This window comes from Streptomyces alboflavus, from assembly GCF_000716675.1.
GTDB lineage: Bacteria > Actinomycetota > Actinomycetes > Streptomycetales > Streptomycetaceae > Streptomyces > Streptomyces alboflavus.
In genome coordinates, this window is record NZ_JNXT01000005.1 from 125,178 (window position 1) to 142,155 (window position 16,978).

The 16,978-nt window shown below is 69.8% G+C and carries 17 protein-coding genes and 1 riboswitch; of the genes, 12 read left to right on the forward strand and 5 right to left on the reverse strand.

Going from position 1 to position 16,978, the window contains the following annotated elements:
• Positions 1-113: 113 nt before the first annotated feature.
• A complete protein-coding gene (locus OO63_RS06440; protein WP_030358349.1) occupies positions 114-698 on the reverse strand; it encodes a nicotinamidase in 585 nt (194 codons plus the stop codon).
• A 78-nt stretch (positions 699-776) separates the two neighbouring features.
• Positions 777-2,033 (reverse strand): nicotinate phosphoribosyltransferase, encoded by a 1,257-nt coding sequence (locus tag OO63_RS06445; protein WP_234311161.1) that lies wholly within the window; start codon positions 2,031-2,033, stop codon positions 777-779.
• A gap of 212 nt (positions 2,034-2,245) precedes the next feature.
• Between OO63_RS06445 and clpS the strand changes: the two genes are divergently transcribed.
• The 11 genes from clpS (at position 2,246) to OO63_RS06495 (ending at position 12,336) form a co-directional block, all read left to right on the forward strand.
• Positions 2,246-2,563 carry an ATP-dependent Clp protease adapter ClpS gene (gene clpS, locus OO63_RS06450; RefSeq protein WP_030358347.1) on the forward strand — a complete coding sequence of 106 codons (318 nt, stop codon included), beginning with the start codon at positions 2,246-2,248 and terminating at the stop codon, positions 2,561-2,563.
• An 11-nt stretch (positions 2,564-2,574) separates the two neighbouring features.
• Positions 2,575-3,183, forward strand: a complete 609-nt coding sequence (locus tag OO63_RS06455; protein WP_030358346.1) for a DUF2017 domain-containing protein — start codon at positions 2,575-2,577, stop codon at positions 3,181-3,183.
• A 393-nt stretch (positions 3,184-3,576) separates the two neighbouring features.
• Positions 3,577-5,133, forward strand: coding sequence for an alanine/glycine:cation symporter family protein (locus OO63_RS06460; protein ID WP_051810604.1), 1,557 nt, complete (start codon positions 3,577-3,579; stop codon positions 5,131-5,133).
• 436 nt (positions 5,134-5,569) lie between these two features.
• A complete protein-coding gene (locus OO63_RS06465; RefSeq protein WP_051810616.1) occupies positions 5,570-7,072 on the forward strand; it encodes an amino acid permease in 1,503 nt (500 codons plus the stop codon).
• Positions 7,073-7,190: 118 nt separating this feature from the next.
• Positions 7,191-7,613 (forward strand): M67 family metallopeptidase, encoded by a 423-nt coding sequence (locus OO63_RS06470; RefSeq protein WP_030358343.1) that lies wholly within the window; start codon positions 7,191-7,193, stop codon positions 7,611-7,613.
• Positions 7,614-7,615: 2 nt separating this feature from the next.
• Positions 7,616-7,733: riboswitch (cobalamin riboswitch) on the forward strand.
• Between the two features lie 44 nt (positions 7,734-7,777).
• Positions 7,778-8,749, forward strand: coding sequence for an ABC transporter substrate-binding protein (locus OO63_RS06475; protein WP_030358342.1), 972 nt, complete (start codon positions 7,778-7,780; stop codon positions 8,747-8,749).
• A gap of 41 nt (positions 8,750-8,790) precedes the next feature.
• Positions 8,791-9,879, forward strand: coding sequence for a FecCD family ABC transporter permease (locus OO63_RS06480; RefSeq protein ID WP_051810605.1), 1,089 nt, complete (start codon positions 8,791-8,793; stop codon positions 9,877-9,879).
• Positions 9,876-10,664 (forward strand): ABC transporter ATP-binding protein, encoded by a 789-nt coding sequence (locus tag OO63_RS06485; RefSeq protein WP_030358340.1) that lies wholly within the window; start codon positions 9,876-9,878, stop codon positions 10,662-10,664. The genes OO63_RS06480 and OO63_RS06485 overlap by 4 nt, the downstream gene beginning before the upstream one ends.
• Before the next feature lie 145 nt (positions 10,665-10,809).
• Entirely contained in the window at positions 10,810-10,914 is a 105-nt protein-coding gene (locus OO63_RS47530; RefSeq protein ID WP_016638880.1) for a putative leader peptide, read from the forward strand.
• Between the two features lie 167 nt (positions 10,915-11,081).
• A complete protein-coding gene (locus OO63_RS06490; protein ID WP_030358339.1) occupies positions 11,082-11,369 on the forward strand; it encodes a MoaD/ThiS family protein in 288 nt (95 codons plus the stop codon).
• Between the two features lie 16 nt (positions 11,370-11,385).
• Complete coding sequence (locus OO63_RS06495) at positions 11,386-12,336, forward strand: PLP-dependent cysteine synthase family protein (RefSeq protein ID WP_030358338.1); 951 nt, start codon at positions 11,386-11,388, stop codon at positions 12,334-12,336.
• A 219-nt stretch (positions 12,337-12,555) separates the two neighbouring features.
• Here OO63_RS06495 and OO63_RS06500 read toward each other — a convergent pair whose 3' ends face one another.
• Positions 12,556-13,014 carry a type II toxin-antitoxin system PemK/MazF family toxin gene (locus tag OO63_RS06500; RefSeq protein ID WP_030358337.1) on the reverse strand — a complete coding sequence of 153 codons (459 nt, stop codon included), beginning with the start codon at positions 13,012-13,014 and terminating at the stop codon, positions 12,556-12,558.
• Between the two features lie 196 nt (positions 13,015-13,210).
• On the opposite strand from OO63_RS06500, the gene OO63_RS06505 reads away from it, so the two are divergent.
• Entirely contained in the window at positions 13,211-13,966 is a 756-nt protein-coding gene (locus OO63_RS06505; protein WP_030358336.1) for an MBL fold metallo-hydrolase, read from the forward strand.
• Between the two features lie 108 nt (positions 13,967-14,074).
• Here OO63_RS06505 and OO63_RS06510 read toward each other — a convergent pair whose 3' ends face one another.
• Both OO63_RS06510 and OO63_RS06515 read right to left on the reverse strand, forming a co-directional pair.
• Positions 14,075-15,325: a PTS transporter subunit EIIC gene (locus OO63_RS06510; RefSeq protein WP_030358335.1), complete on the reverse strand. Its 1,251-nt coding sequence runs from the start codon at positions 15,323-15,325 to the stop codon at positions 14,075-14,077.
• Between the two features lie 240 nt (positions 15,326-15,565).
• On the reverse strand, positions 15,566-16,879 hold the full coding sequence (locus OO63_RS06515) for a PTS transporter subunit EIIC (RefSeq protein WP_030358334.1): 1,314 nt from the start codon (positions 16,877-16,879) through the stop codon (positions 15,566-15,568).
• Between the last annotated feature and the right edge of the window lie 99 nt (positions 16,880-16,978).

The following is a 16,978-nucleotide window of genomic DNA, read 5'->3' on the forward strand; positions in this document are numbered from 1 at the left end:
TCGTCCTCAATCGCCGGACGGGCTGAAATCAGCCCCTCCGGCGATTGAGGAGCGGGGTCTGGGGCGGAGCCCCAGTTTCGGGAAGGGGCGGGGTTGGGGAGCCCCCGGCAGGGTCACACCACCGGCTTGCCGGTGAGTTCGGCGCCCGCTTCGCGGAGGTCGTCCAGGGCCCGCTGGGTGGTCTCCGGGGCCACCCCGGCCGTGAGGTCGAGGAGGACGTGGGTGCGGAACCCCTCGCGGACGGCGTCGAGCGCCGTGGCCCGCACACAGTGATCGGTGGCGATCCCGACGACGTCGACCTCCCGGATCTGCCGGTCCCGCAGCCACTGGGCCAGAGAGGTCCCGTTCTCGTCGACCCCCTCGAACCCGCTGTAGGCGGCCGAGTGCGCCCCCTTGTCGAAGACGGCGTCGATCGCCCCGGACGCCACGGCGGGCGCGAAGTTCGGATGGAACCCCACCCCCTCCGTCCCGGCGACACAGTGCGGCGGCCACGAGTCGACGAAGTCGGGCCGGTCGGAGAAGTGGTCACCGGGGTCGATGTGGTGGTCACGGGTGGCCACCACATGCCGGTAGCAGGGGGCGGCCTGCCCGATGAGCTCGGTGATGGCGGCAGCCACATCCGCGCCGCCGGACACCGCGAGACTGCCCCCTTCGCAGAAGTCGTTCTGTACATCGACGACGATCAGGGCGCGACGCATGGCGGGTTTCCTTCGGCTAGCTGGATGAACCGAGCGTAGAGACTTCCACTCCGTTGCGGGAGAGGGCGGGCGACGCACTCAGGCCAGGTACTCGGTGGGAATGACCGCCTCCCCGCGCGACAGCTGGGTCGCGGAGAGCGGCAGCCGCCCCCGCGCGGCCGCGTGCCGCTCCCGGACGGCCTCGAGGGGCTCGCGGGCGACGACGTCCCCGCCCTTGACCAGCTCGACGAGGAGCTGACGGTCGGCGAGCTCTGCGGGGACGGCCCCGGTCCCGATGACCTCGGCCTCGGCGACCCCCTGCGCGTCGACGCGGCGCGCGGCCCACTTGCGGCCGCCGAGGGACGACTTCCCGCCGAGGGACTTCTTGGCGACGGGTTCGAGGGGGGCCTTGGGGTCGGCGGAGCGGGCGCGGGCGACGAGCTTGTAGACCATGGAGCAGGTGGGGTGCCCGGAGCCGGTGACCAGCTGGGTGCCCACGCCGTACGCGTCCACGGGCGCCGCGGCGAGCGAGGCGATGGCGTACTCGTCGAGGTCGGAGGTGACCACGATCTTGGTGTTCGTGGCGCCCAGCTCGTCGAGCTGCTGGCGTACCCGGTGGGCGACGAGCAGCAGGTCGCCGGAGTCGATGCGGACGGCGCCGAGGTCGGGCCCGGCGATCTCGACGGCCATCCGGACGGCCTCGCCGACGTCGTAGGTGTCGACGAGCAGCGTGGTGCCCCGGCCGAGGGCGTCGACCTGGGCGCGGAAGGCGTCCCGCTCGCTGTCGTGGACGAGGGTGAAGGAGTGGGCCGAGGTGCCGACGGTCGGGATGCCGTAGCGGAAGCCCGCGGCCAGGTCCGACGTGGTGGTGAAGCCGCCGACGTAGGCGGCCCGCGCGGCGGCGACTGCGGCCAGCTCGTGGGTGCGACGGGCGCCCATCTCGATCAGCGGCCGGCCGCCCGCGGCGGAGGCCATGCGGGATGCCGCGGCGGCGATGGCCGAGTCGTGGTTGAGGATGGAGAGGATCACCGTCTCCAGGAGCACGCACTCCGCGAAGCTGCCCTCGACCCGCAGGATCGGCGAGCCGGGGAAGTACGTCTCGCCCTCCGGGTAGCCCCAGATGTCCCCGCTGAAGCGGTACGAGGCCAGCCAGTCGAGCGTCGGCCCGTCCACGACGCCGCGCTCGCGCAGGAAGGCGAGCACATCGGCGTCGAAGCGGAAGTTCTCGACCGCGTCCAGGACCCGCCCGGTCCCGGCCACGACGCCGTAGCGGCGGCCCTCGGGCAGTCTGCGGGTGAACACCTCGAAGACCGAGCGCCGGTCGGCGGTGCCCGACTTCAGCGCGCCCTGCAGCATCGTCAACTCGTAGTGATCCGTGAAGAGCGCGGTGGAAGGGACGCCCACCCGTCTCCCGCCACCACCCTTATTTTGATGCGCTGCGCGCGCTTCACTTCCTGGCAGCCCCAGGTCATGCTCCCCAGAGTTCATGACAAGGATGCTACCCCGCATCTCGTCACTCTGACGATTTCGGGGGTCCGTTTGTGCGGTGGGCGGCCCCGGGTGGCAGCATGGGGCAGGTGAGTAGCGCTGCTCCCGTAGAGATCACACGCCCGGACGCGGAAGAGGAGACCTTCGCGGTCCCCGAGCCGGACGTTCCGTGGATCACGCTCGTGCACAACGACCCGGTCAATCTGATGAGCTATGTGACCTATGTCTTCCAGACGTACTTCGGGTACTCGAAGGACAAGGCCACCAAGCTCATGATGGACGTGCACCACAAGGGCCGGGCCGTCGTCTCCAGCGGCAGCCGCGAGGAGATGGAACGCGACGTGCAGGCGATGCACGGATACGGGCTGTGGGCAACGCTCCAGCAGGACCGGAAGTAGCGACGCGACTGATGCCTGGACACTTCGAACCGATCCCGGGCGGCGGCGCGGCCGTCGCCCTCGACGAGGTCGAGATCTCGATCATCCGCTCGCTCGCGGTGCAGCTCCTGGAGCTGATCGGCCCGGGCGAGGAGCCCGCGGGCGCCGACGGCGACCCGTTCGCGGAGCTGTTCGCCGAGGGCCCGAGCGAGCCGCCCACCGACCCGGTCCTCAAAAGGCTGCTCCCGGACGCCTACGGCGGCCCCGGCACCGAGTCCGCCTCCCTGGAGCAGGCCGACGAACTGCGGGCGTACTCCGCCGAGTTCCGCCGCTTCACCGAGAACGACCTGCGGGCCCGCAAGCGGGACGACGCGCTCGCCGTGATCCGCTCCCTGGATGCGCTCACCGTCGCGGGCGAGGGCGGCGCCGTCCTGAAGCTGTCCGCGGAGGAGTCGCGCAGCTGGCTCGGCGCGCTCAACGACCTGCGGCTCGCGATCGGCGCCCGGCTCGACGTGACCGACGAGGAGGACACCGACCTCCTCTACCGGCTCCCGGACTCCGACCCGCGCAAGCCGATGGTGATGGCCTATCTCTGGCTCGGCGGACTCCAGGAGACCCTTGTCGAGACGCTGCTCGGCTGAAAGTCCATGGAGCCGACACGTAAGTCCGTGTAGATAACATGGTTCTGGCTCCGTTCGCTCAACGGATCTCCAATTCCGCATAACGATCGCGTTACGCGGTGCCCTTTTCTGCCAGGTGGCAGCATTCGGGGCGGTTCGAGTGTGATCTGCATCACGTAAAGCAGTGGCAAAGGCGTGGTACCACTACGCAACTCCTTTTCCGGCACCACCCCTCGCCGGGCACGGGAGCCGCGCGCCGTCGGCGCGCCGCACGCGTACGACCGAGGCAGCACCGGTCCGGGTCCGCGGACCCGGTGTGCCTCATGTCGCCGACCGGACAACGGCGTTCGCTCAAAGCCCGCACCCTCATCTGCCGTTCTCCCCACGGCAGTCCTGCGCCACTGAGGTAGCCAGATGTCACTCGAATCCTTCACCGACTCTGTCGACGAGACCGTCAACGGTTGGTTCGAACCCATAACCAACAAGCTCAGCGAGATCGTTTTCTACGCGGTCCCGGTGGGCGACACCGAACTGCCGCTCATCGTGGCCTGGCTCGTCGTCGCGGGCCTCGCCTTCTCGGTCTACTTCGGCTTCCTCCAGTTCGGGAAGTTCAGGCTCGCCCTGCGTGTGGTGCGCGGCAAGTACGACGAGAAGGGGGCGGACGGCGAGGTCAACCACTTCCAGGCACTGACGGCGGCGGTCTCCGGCACCGTCGGCCTCGGCAACATCGCCGGTGTCGCCGTCGCGGTGAGCATCGGTGGCGCGGGCGCCACCTTCTGGATGATCCTCTGCGGCCTGCTCGGCATGGCCACCAAGTTCGTCGAGGTCACCCTCGGCGTGAAGTACCGCCAGGTGCACCCCGACGGGTCCGTGTCCGGCGGTCCCATGCACTATCTGCCCAAGGGGCTCGGTGAGCGCTTCGGCGGCTGGGGGCTGAAGCTCGGCAAGGTCCTCGCCGTCCTCGCCTCCATCTGCATCCTCTTCTTCGGCCTCTTCGGCGGAAACCTGCTCCAGGTCAACCAGAGCTACGCGCAGGTGGCCAAGGTCACGGGTGACGGCTGGATCAGCTCCTCGTCGGGCGCGCTCTTCTTCGGCCTGCTGATCGCCGCGCTCGTCGGCATCGTGCTCATCGGCGGCATCCGCTCCATCGCCGCCGTCACCAGCCGCCTGGTCCCGGCGATGGCCGGCATGTACGTCCTTGCCTGCCTGATCGTCATCCTCGTCAACGTGACCGCCGTGCCGTCGGCGATCGGCACGATCGTCGAGGGCGCCTTCAACCCGCAGGGCATCACGGGCGGCATCATCGGCGCCCTGATCGTCGGCTTCAAGCGGGCCGCGTTCTCCAACGAGGCCGGCATCGGCTCCGCCCCGATCGCGCACTCCGCGGTGAAGACCAAGCACCCCGCGAGCGAGGGCCTGGTCGCGCTCCTTGAGCCCTTCATCGACACGGTCGTCATCTGCACCATGACCGCGCTGACCATCGTCATCGCCGACCCCTCCAGCTGGAAGGTCGGCGGGAGCATCGACAACGCCCAGGGCGTGACGCTGACCTCGGACGCCTTCGAGACCGTCCTGCCGTGGTTCCCGCACCTGCTGACCGTCGCCGTGCTGCTCTTCGCCTTCTCCACGGTGCTCACCTGGGGCTACTACGGCCTCAAGGCCTGGACGCACCTCTTCGGCCGCAGCAAGGTCAGTGAGATCACCTACAAGGTCCTGTACTCGGCGGGCTGTGTCCTCGGCTCCCTGCTCACCCTGGGCAAGCTGTTCGACCTGGCGGACGCGGTGCTCTTCATGCTCGCGGTCTTCAACATCATCGGCCTCTACCTGCTCGCTCCGGTGGTGAAGCGGGAGCTGGACAACTTCCTCGACTTCATCCGCCGACGCGGGAACGGGGAGCCGGAGCCCGAGCTCGACGAAGCCGCCGCCGCGCCCGCGAACGGCACCGACAAGTCCGGCCTGCGCGCCGACTGACCCGGCGGCCCCTCCGGGGCACACCCTCGCGATCCTCCCTCGGGCCCGCCCGCATCCCTCGATGCGGGCGGGCCCTTCGCGCTGTCGGGCACCGGTCCTGCGCACCGTGCGCACAAAGTCGTTGCAAGCGGCACGCTGTTCGCTCAACGGGTCCTCAAATCCGCATAACGATCCCGTCAACTCGGCGGCTCCTAATGCCGCCGGAAGGGCAATTTTGTCCGGCTTTTCTCGTGGTGCGCGTCACATTCGACGAAACGGATCTTCCGCCCGCCGTGGTACATCTTCACGACCGCTCGGTGACGCCACCCATGTCACCGGGGGCGCCAGAGACCGGCAGACCGCCGGCGGCACTCCATCACCATCCGGGGGGATCAGGACCTGGTCCGCGGCGAAACCGCAGTTCGCGGCGCGGATCAGCATGGAGAAAGGCGTCACCATGACCTCAGTGCAGGTCGAAGAACACCACGACGGCAATGAGGCCGCGGCGGCCACAGAGGGCGCGTCCGGCGACAACGAGGGCTATCAGCGCGGGCTCGGCGCCCGGCAGATCCAGATGATCGCGATCGGCGGTGCCATCGGCACCGGCCTGTTCCTCGGCGCGGGCAAGGCCATTCACAAGGCCGGGCCCAGCCTCATCCTCGCGTACGCGATCGCGGGCCTCGTCATCTTCTTCATCATGCGCGCGCTCGGCGAGCTCCTGATGTACCGGCCCGTCTCGGGCTCGTTCTCGGAGTACGCCCGTGAGTTCGTCAGCCCGTTCTTCGGGTTCGTGACCGGCTGGACGTACTGGCTCTTCTGGGTCGTCACCGGCATCACGGAAGTCACCGCGGCGGCCCAGTACATGCAGTACTGGACGCACGACTCCATTCCTCAATGGGCGTACGCGCTGATCTTCACGGTCATCCTGTACGGCGCCAACCTGATCTCCGTGAAGCTCTTCGGTGAGCTGGAGTTCTGGTTCTCCATGGTCAAGGTCACCGCGATCGTCGGCATGATCCTGATCTGCGCCGGCATCCTCACCATCGGCTTCTCCGACGCCGGCGACACCGCCTCCGTCTCGCACCTGTGGGACAACGGCGGCTTCTTCCCCAACGGCATCGGCAACACGCTGATGACGCTGCAGATCGTGATGTTCGCCTTCCTCGCCGTCGAGCTGGTCGGCGTCACCGCGGGCGAGTCCAAGGACCCGAAGAAGACCCTGCCCAAGGCGATCAACACCGTGCCGTGGCGCATCGCCGTCTTCTACGTCGGCGCCCTGATCATGATCCTCTCGGTCGTGCCGTGGACGCACTTCCAGCCCGGCGTCTCCCCGTTCGTCGCGGCCTTCGAGAAGATGGGCCTCGGCGTCGGCGCCGCGATCGTGAACTTCGTGGTCCTGACCGCCGCCCTCTCCTCCTGCAACTCGGGCATGTACTCCACCGGCCGCATGCTGCGCGACCTCGCGCTCAACGGCCAGGGCCCGAAGTTCTTCACCAAGCTCACCAAGAACGGCCTGCCGCTGGTCGGCACCACCGCGTCCGCCGCGCTGATGCTCGTCGGCGTGTGGATCAACTACCAGTGGCCGGGCGAGGCGTTCAACTACGTCGTCTCCTTCGCGACCATCTCCGGCATGTGGGCCTGGATCATGATCCTGGTCTCCCAGATCAACTACCGCCGCAAAGCCGACCGCGGTCTCGTCCCGCAGTCCACCTTCCGCGCACCGGGCGCCCCGTACACGAGCTGGTTCGCCCTCGCCTTCATCGGCATGGTCATCGTGATGATGGGCATCGACAAGGACGCGCGGATCTCGCTGTACTGCGCGCCGATCTGGGCCGCGATCCTGTGCGTGTCCTACCTGGTCCTCAAGAGCCGCAACCCGGAGGCCGCGGCCTTCAAGAAGCGCGTGCACACGGGCCAGGCCGTCGAGGGCGCCGACACCGCGCCGGTCACCAAGGACTGACAGGACTGACAGGACCGACAGTCACCAAGGACTGACCCCGGACGCCTTCCGTCCAGCATGCGGGCGGTCTCGTACCACACTTCGGTACGGGGCCGCCCTGCTGCTTATCCTGGCGGACATGCTGACCATCACCCAGGCCCTCCACGACCAGATCGTCGCGCACGCGCGCAAGGACCACCCCGACGAGGCGTGCGGCGTCGTCGCGGGCCCGGCGGGCAGCGACCGCCCCGAGCGCTTCGTCCCGATGCTGAACGCGGCCCGCTCGCCCACGTTCTACGAGTTCGACTCGGCCGACCTGCTGAAGCTCTACCGCGACCTGGACGACCGCGACGAGGAGCCCGTGGTCATCTACCACTCGCACACGGCCACCGAGGCCTACCCCTCCCGCACCGACATCACCTACGCCAACGAGCCCGGCGCCCACTATGTCCTGGTCTCCACCGCCGACACCGACGACGCCGGTTCTTTCCAGTTCCGCTCGTTCCGGATCGTGGACGGGACCGTCACCGAGGAAGAGGTCAAGGTCGTACAGGCATACTGATGCCGACCTTCGAGGCGGCAGGACCCAGGAAGCCGGCGGAAATCCGGCGCGGTCCCGCCACTGTGACCGGCCGCGACGCGCGCCCGGGAGTCAGGAACTGACCTGCCGCCTCCTCCACATGCACTCAGGGGACGCGGAAATCCCCTGGAGGAGGCCCGCACCCCATGCGTACCCGTGCCCTGCTCGCCGCGGCGGCGATCCTGCTGCCCCTGACGGCGTGCTCGTCGTCCTCGTCGTCCGGCGACGACGACTCCGGGAAGGCCGACGGCAAGGCCGCCGGATTCCCGTACACCGTCACCAACTGCGGGACGAAGACGACCTTCGACGCACCCCCGAAGCGCGCGGTCACCATGAACCAGCACGTGACGGAGATCCTCCTCGAACTGGGCCTCAAGGACCGCATCGCCGGCACCGCCTACCTCGACGACAAGGTGCTCCCCAAGTACAAGAAGGCGTACGAGTCGACGCCCGTCATCGCCAAGGAGTACCCCTCCTACGAGAAGCTGCTCGCCGCCAATCCCGACTTCGTGTACGGCGGTTACGCGAGCGCCTTCGCGGCGGGCGACGGCCGCTCCCGCGACGCCCTCGCCAAGTCCGGCATCAAGTCCCGTCTGAACATCGAGGGCTGCGCCAAGAAGCCCGTCACGATGGACGACGTGTACCGCGAGGTGCGCGAGGCGGGCGCGACGTTCGGGGTCAAGGACCGGGCGGAGAAGTGGGTGCGCGGCGCCGAGGCCGAACTCGCCCGCGCCGCCGAGAAGTCCAAGGGCGGCGAGCGGCCCGCCGTCTTCGTCTACGACAGCGGCGACAAGACGGCGTTCACCGCGGGCGGCCGGGGCATCGGCAACGACATCATCGAGCGCGCGGGCGGCCGCAACGTGATGTCCGACCTCGACAAGTCCTTCGGCGACGCCTCCTGGGAGACGGTCGTCGACCGCCGCCCGGACGTCATCGTCATCTACGACTACGGCGCGACTACGGTCGCCCAGAAGAAGAAGCGCCTCCTGGACGACCCGGCCCTCAAGGACGTCCCGGCGATCAAGAACAAGCGGTTCGCGGTGCTGCCGCTGTCGGACGTGGTGCTGGGGGTGCGGGCGCCGGGGGCGGTGAAGAAGCTGGCGGAGCAGTTGCGGTGACCCAGACTCGGCCTGGGGGCAGGTTTCAGCCCGTCCGGCGCTTGAGGACGAGCGCGAAGCGCGATCGGCGGTGCCCCCGCCCACCCGGGGGGAAAGCGCCCCGCACCCCGCTGGCGTACGGCACGGTCCTAGCCGTGCTGATCGTCGCCCTCGCGGCCGCAGGCACCGCCGCGCTGGCGTGGGGCTCGGTGAACATCCCGCCCACGGACGTGGTGGACATCCTCACTGGCCAGGCCCACGGCCCGTCCCCGTACCGCACGATCGTCCTCGACGTCCGCCTCCCCCGGGTCATCCTCGGCGCGGCCGTCGGCGCGGGCCTGGCCGTGGTGGGCACCACCCTCCAGGCCCTGGTCCGCAACCCGCTGGCCGACCCGTTCCTCCTGGGCGTCTCCTCGGGCGCCTCCGCGGCCGCGGTCTCGGTCATCGTGCTCGGCCTGGGCGCGGGCATGGCGACGACGGTGACGATCCCGACGGCGTCCTTCGCGGGCGCGTTCCTCGCGCTGCTCGTGGTCTACGCTCTCGCGCGCGAGCCCGGCGGCGGCTTCACGACGACCCGCCTGATCCTCGCGGGCGTGGCGGTGTCGTACGTCCTGGCGGCCCTGACCAGCCTGATCCTGGTCGTCTCGGCCCGCGCCGACCACCTGAAGGAAGTCCTGTACTGGACCCTCGGCGGCCTCGGCAGCGCCCGCTGGGACATGCTCGCGCTGCCGCTGACGGTCCTGGCCGTCGGCACGGCACTGCTGATCGCGCTGGCCCGCCCGCTGGACCTGCTCCTGGTGGGGGAGGAGGGCGCGACGGTCCTCGGCCTGGACACGGCCAGGTTCCGCGCGGGCGTCTTCGTGCTGACGTCGCTGGTGACCGGCGTACTCGTCGCACACAGCGGGGCCATCGGCTTCGTCGGCCTGATGGTGCCGCACGCGGCCCGGATGGTGGTGGGCGCGGCGCACCGGGTGCTGCTTCCGGTGGCGGCGCTGATGGGGGCGGTGTTCCTGGTGGTGGCGGACCTCGCGGCCCGCACGGTGGCGGCGCCGCAGGACATCCCGGTGGGCGTGCTCACTGCCCTGACCGGCGGCCCGTTCTTCCTGTGGCTGCTGCGGCGGGGCCGGGCGCGGGAAGGGGCACAGGCATGAGGCTCCACGTCGAGGACCTCTCGTACGAGACCCCGTCGGGCCGCCGCCTGGTGGACGCCGTCTCACTCGCCGTCTCCGCAGGCGAGACGGTGGGCCTGGTCGGCCCCAACGGCAGCGGCAAGACGACGCTGCTCCGCTGTGTGTACGGGGCGCTGCGGCCCACCGGCGGCCGGGTCCTGCTGGACGGCGACGACCTCGCGGACGCGGGCGTCAAGGCGCGCGCCCGCCGCATCGCCACGGTCCCGCAGGACGGCCAGACGGGCTTCGAGCTCACCGTCCGCCAGATCGTCGCCATGGGCCGCTCCCCGCACAAACGCTTCTGGGAGGGTGACACCGCCGCCGACGAGGACCTGGTCCAGGGCGCCCTGGAGCGGGTCGGCGCCGCCGCCCTGGCCGGACGCGCCTTCGCCCGCCTCTCCGGCGGCGAACGCCAACGCGTCCTGACCGCGCGGGCGTTGGTCCAGGAACCGGCCGTCCTCGTCCTGGACGAGCCCACGAACCACCTGGACATCCGCTACCAGCTGGAGATCCTCGGCCTGGTCCGCGGCCTCGGCACGGCCAACCTGCTCGCCCTGCACGACCTGACCCTCGCCGCGTACTACTGCGACCGCCTGTACGTCCTCGACGCGGGCCGGGTCGTCGCGTCCGGGCCGCCCGGGGACGTCCTCACCGGCGAGCTCCTGGCGAAGGTGTACGGGGTCGCGGCGGAGGTGGTGGTGCATCCGGCGACGGGGGCGCCGACGGTGACGTACCTGCCCGGGACGGTGGGGGAGCCCCGGGCCTGAGCCCGCAACACCCTGCCTCCCCACGGCCCCGGCACCCTGCCCCCGGCGGCCGGAAGACCCCACCCCGTCCGGCCACCGAACGCGATCCGTCCGGCATCCGAGATCACATTCCGGGTCCCGGACCGGGAATCGTTACGATGACCGCATGGTTTCGAACGACGTGAGCATCGATACGACGCCGGGCGCCCTGCTCGTCGGCCGGCTGCACGTCGACCTGTGCCGTCTCGCCAGCGCCATCTGTCGGCCCTGACGGGCGCCGCCCCGCCCGCCGCGAGCGCGGCGGTGAGCCACGGCGCCGTACCCGCGGCCCCCGCACCCCCGCCGCCCGCCAGTGCGCGGCGCGCGCTGTGCCCCACCGCACCACCCACGCAGCCACCCCGCACCACTCCCGATCCACTCCCGACAGGAGCCCTCCGCATGGCCATCGAGGTCCGCATCCCGACCATCCTCCGCACCTACACCGACGGCGAGAAGGCCGTCCAGGGCAGCGGGGACACCATCGCCGCGCTCTTCGCCGACCTCGAGTCGCGGCACGCGGGCATCCAGGACCGGCTGATCGACAAGGACAAGGGCAACAGCCTGCGCCGCTTCGTGAACGTCTACCTCAACGACGAGGACGTCCGCTTCCTCGACGGCGTCTCCACCAAGCTCACCGACGGCGACAGCGTCACGATCCTGCCGGCCGTCGCCGGCGGCATGGCCTGAGGGCCCCGGCTCCCCGATGCGTTACGACTCCCCGCTCGCGGCCGTCGGCAACACGCCGCTGGTCCGCCTCCCGCGCTTGTCTCCGTCCGCCGAGGTCCGGATCTGGGCCAAGCTGGAGGACCGCAACCCGACCGGCTCCGTCAAGGACCGCCCCGCGCTCCACATGGTCGAACAGGCCGAGAAGGACGGCCGGTTGACGCCCGGCTGCACCATCCTGGAGCCGACCTCCGGCAACACCGGCATCTCCCTGGCCATGGCGGCCCGGCTCAAGGGCTACCGCATCGTGTGCGTCATGCCGGAGAACACCTCCCAGGAGCGGCGCGACCTGCTGGCGATGTGGGGCGCGGAGATCATCTCCTCGCCCGCGGCGGGGGGTTCCAACACGGCCGTACGCGTCGCCAAGGAGCTGGCGGCCGAACATCCGGACTGGGTGATGCTGTACCAGTACGGCAATCCGGACAACGCGGGCGCCCACTACGCCACCACCGGCCCCGAGATCCTCGCCGACCTGCCCTCCCTCACCCACTTCGTGGCGGGCCTCGGCACCACCGGCACGCTCATGGGCGTCGGCCGCTTCCTCCGCGAGCAGCGGCCCGACATCAAGATCGTCGCAGCGGAGCCCCGCTACGACGACCTCGTCTACGGCCTGCGCAACCTCGACGAGGGCTTCGTCCCCGAGCTCTACGACGAGTCCGTCCTCACCACCCGCTTCTCCGTCGGCTCCGCCGACGCGGTGACCCGTACCCGCGAGCTGCTGCGCGAAGAGGGCATCTTCGCCGGTGTCTCCACCGGGGCCGCCCTGCACGCCGCCATCGGCGTCGGCCGTAAGGCCGTCAAGGCGGGCGAGCCCGCCGACATCGTCTTCGTCGTCGCCGACGGCGGCTGGAAGTACCTCTCCACCGGCGTCTACACGGCGGCGACGGACGAGGAGGCGATTGCGACGGTGCAGGGGCAACTGTGGGCGTAGCCCTGCGGGGCTTTCCCCAATCCCGCCCCTTCCCGAAACCGGGGGCTGCGCCCCCGGACCCCCGCTGATCGGCGCTTCGCGCCTCGTCCTCAATCGCCGGACGGGCTAAAACCTTGCCGCAGCGGCGACATATCTAGCCCCTCCGGCGATTGAGGAGCGGGGTCTGGGGCGGAGCCCCAGTTACGGGAAGGGGCGGGACTGGGGAAAGCCCCGCCAGGGCTACCCAGCCAGATGCCGCACCTGATCCCACAGCACCGGATCAACCACCCCCGCCCGCCGCCGAAAGTCCCACACAGGCACCTCCCGCAACTCATCGGTCTCCAGGAAACTGGCCCGCCCGTGCGCGTCCCCGACGGCCCCGGGCGGCAACGGGATCACCCCGGCCCGCTCGTCGTGATACTTACTGGTGATCTTCGCGACCCGCACGCTGTCCCCGTGGACACCGAGCACCAGACAGGGCCGGTCCTTCCCCCCGGCCCCACCCTCATAGGGCACCCGCGCCCACCAGATCTCCCCGGCCCGAGGCTGCGGCCGCCCACCCCGCTCCCGCCCCCGCGCCCGCCCGGGCGGCCGACGCCGCCGGGCCGGCCGCCCGGAGCGGGCCCACCCGTCCACAAGGGCGACGGCAAGAGCGAGTACCACCACAGCGGCCAGCGCCGGCCACCACGACGTGTCCATGGCCCCGACGGTACCGGCGCCCCCCGCTCCGCGCCGCCGCACCCAACCCCTTCGGGCGCCCCCGAACCGGTGACACCCCAGGTGAGTTCGCCCACAACGGCCCACGACGGAGGAGCGAGGCGCCCTTTCGCGCTTTACGCTCGACGGACCGCACGCCCCCGTTTCCCCCGATCGCCAGCGTGGAGGTTCCAGCTCTATGAAGCTCACCGTCGTCGGCTGCTCGGGGTCGTTTCCGTCCGCGGACTCGGCCTGCTCGAGCTACCTCGTCGAGGCCGACGGCTTCCGGCTGCTGCTCGACATGGGCAACGGCGCCCTGGGCGAGCTGCAGCGCCACATCGGTCTGTACGACCTCGACGCGATCTTCCTCAGCCATCTGCACGCCGATCACTGCATTGACATGTGCGCGTACTTCGTGGCCCGCTACTACCGCCACGACGGCGGCCGCTGCGCCCCCATCCCGGTCTACGGCCCCGAGGGCACCGAGCAGCGCCTGACCACGGCGTACGCCGACACGCCCTCCGCGTCGTCGATGAGCGAGGTCTTCGACTTCCACACGGTCAAGCCCGGGGCCTTCGAGATCGGCCCGTTCTCGGTGCGTACGGAGAAGGTGTGCCACCCCGTCGAGGCGTACGCGATCAGGGTCGAGCACGACGGCCGGTCGCTGACGTACTCCGGGGACACCGGCACCTGCGCGGCCCTCGACGAACTCGCGGCCGACACCGATCTGTTCCTCTGCGAGGCCGCGTTCACGCACGGCAAGGAGAACATCCCGGACCTGCACCTCAACGGCCGCGAGGCCGGGGAGTCCGCCGTTCGCGCGGGCGCGCGGCGCCTGGTGCTCACGCACATCCCGCCGTGGACGGACCCGGCGGTGAACCTCGCCGACGCCCGGGAGGTCTTCACCGGCGGCCCGACGGAGCTGGCGGCGGCAGGGGCTACGTACGAGATCTGAGAGTCCTCGGACGGGTGCGGGCGGGTGCGGACGAGTAAGGACGAGTACAACGGCGTGGGCCCCGGAACCTTGTGGTTCCGGGGCCCACGCCGTCGTGCGGGGTGAGGCTCACGCCTTGGTGAGGTCCTCGATCTCCTCCTCGGGCTCACGGCCCGGGGTCGGGATGTTGAACTTGACGATCGCGAAGCGGAAGACGACGTAGTAGACCGCGGCGAACGCCAGGCCGATCGGGATGATCAGCCACGGCTTCTCGGCGAACTTCCAGTTCAGGACGTAGTCGATGGCGCCCGCCGAGAACGTGAAGCCGTGGTGCACGCCCAGGGCCCAGGTGACGGTCATGGCGACGGCTGTGAGGATCGCGTGGATCACGTACAGGACCGGCGCGATGAACATGAAGGCGAACTCGATCGGCTCGGTGATGCCGGTGACGAACGAGGTCAGCGCGAGGGACATCATCATGCCGCCGACGACCTTGCGGCGCTCGGGGCGGGCGGTGTGGGTGATGGCCAGGGCCACGGCCGGCAGCGCGAACATCATGATCGGGAAGAAGCCGGACATGAACTGACCCGCGGTCGGGTCGCCGTGCATGAAGCGCTGGATGTCGCCGTGCCAGACGGCACCGGCGGAGTCGGTGAAGGAGCCGATCTCCTGCCAGGCGACGGTGTTCACGAACTGGTGCATGCCGACCGGCAGGAGCGCGCGGTTGACCACGCCGAAGATGCCGGCGCCGACCGAGCCGAGGTCGGTCATCCACTCGCCGAAGTTGGTGATGGCGTCACCGACCGGGCCCCAGGCGAGGCCGAAGACGACACCCAGGGCGGTGCCGATGAAGGCCATCAGGATCGGGACCAGGCGGCGGCCGTTGAAGAAGCCGAGCCAGTCCACCAGCTTGGTGCGGTGGAACCGCTGCCAGACCACGGCGGATATGAGGCCCATGATGATGCCGCCGAAGACCTTCGGGTCGTTGTACGTCGCGGCGACGTCCGCACCCTTGGTGATCTTCGCCTCGGTGACCGGGAACGCGGTCAGCACGTTCTTGTAGACCAGGAAGCCGACGAGCGCGGCCAGCGCGGTCGAGCCGTCCGCCTTCTTGGCGAAGCCGATCGCGACACCGATGCAGAACAGCAGCGGCATGTTCGCGAAGACGGCGTCACCGGCGGTGGCGAAGACCGTGGCGACCTTGCCCCAGCCGAGGCCGTCGGCGCCGAACACGTCCGGCTGGCCGAGGCGCAGCAGGATGCCCGCCGCGGGCAGGACAGCGATCGGCAGCTGCAGGCTGCGGCCCACCTTCTGCAGACCCTGCAACACACTTGAGCCCCGCTTCTTCGCGGGCGCCGCCTTGGCGGTGGCCGTACTCATGTCTTCCTCCATGTGCGGGTGCTGTCAGGGGACAGTTCAGGGGGTGCGACAGCATCCAGGTGGTCTACACCACTCAGTGGTGTAGACCTGTTGTAACACGGTCAAGGCGACATAAGGAACCCACGATTCCTGTGGGGTCGGCCATAACACCGCATCCACGGCGAAAGGCCCCCGGACCATAGGGTCCGAGGGCCTGGCAAAGGGTATCGCGGCAGGTTCCGCTTCCGTGCGGATGCCTGCCTATGCCTTGGTCTGCTCCTCGTCCAACGCCTTTGCCTCCTCCTCCGGTTCGCGTCCCGGAGTGGCCAGGTCGAACTTCTTGATCACGAAGAGGAACAGGAAGTAGTAGACCACCGCGAAGCACAGTCCGATCGGGATGATCAGCCAGGGTTTCGTGGCCAGGCTCCAGTTGATGACGTAGTCGATGAGGCCCGCGGAGAAGCTGAAGCCGTCCTTCACCCCGAGGCCCCAGGTGACCGCCATCGAGACGCCGGTGAGGATCGCGTGGATCGCGTACAGCGCGGGCGCGATGAACAGGAAGGAGTACTCGATCGGCTCGGTGATGCCGGTGACGAAGGACGTGAGGCCCACCGAGAGCATCATGCCGCCGACCACCTTGCGCCGCTCCGGGCGGGCCGCGTGCGTGATCGCGAGGGCCGCCGCGGGCAGCGCGAACATCATGATCGGGAAGAAGCCCGAGGTGAACTGACCGGCTGTCGGGTCGCCCGCGAGGAAGCGGTTGATGTCGCCGTGGACGACCGTGCCGTCGGCCTTCGTGTAGTCGCCGAACTGGAACCAGACGAAAGTGTTCAGGAACTGGTGCAGGCCGACGGTGAGCAGCGCGCGGTTGGCCACGCCGAAGATGCCCGAGCCCAGCCAGCCGAGGTCGACCAGCCACTTGGAGAAGCTGGTGAGGCCGTCGCCGATGGGCGGCCAGACCCAGACGCACAGGCCCGCGAAGACCAGGCCGACGAACGCCATGATGATCGGGACCAGGCGGCGGCCGTTGAAGAAGCCGAGCCAGTCGACCAGCTTCACGCGGTGGTAGCGCTGCCAGAACCAGGCGGCGAGCAGGCCCATCACGATGCCGCCGAACACTCCTGGATTCTGGTACGCGGCCTGGCTGGAGGTGCCGTCCTCGGCGACGCAGACCCCGCTCCACATCCCGGCGCCCGCGAAGTCGGCGCCCGCCGCGCAGTCCTCGGGGAAGGCGCGCAGGACCGCGTAGTAGACGAGGAATCCGGCGACCGCGGCGAGTGCGGTGGAGCCGTCCGACTTCTTCGCCATGCCGATCGCGACGCCGATGCAGAAGAGGAGGGGCAGGCCGAGCGAGGAGTCGAGCAGGGCGCCGCCCGCGGCCGCGAAGACCTTGGCCACATTGGTCCAGCCGAGGCCGTCGTCGCCGAAGACGTCCGGCTGGCCGAGCCGGTTGAGGATGCCCGCTGCGGGCAGTACGGCGATGGGCAGTTGCAGGCTGCGGCCCATCTTCTGCAGGCCCTGGAAAAGGCCGTTCCACCACTTCTTCTGGGGTATCGCGGCGGCAGTGGAACTCATCGGCGTTCCTCCCGGAACCGGCCAGGTTTGGCGGTCGTTGAAAACTGGTGTAGACCAGTTGTGGACGGTGGTCGGCACCGCCCCCACTAGGGGTGACAC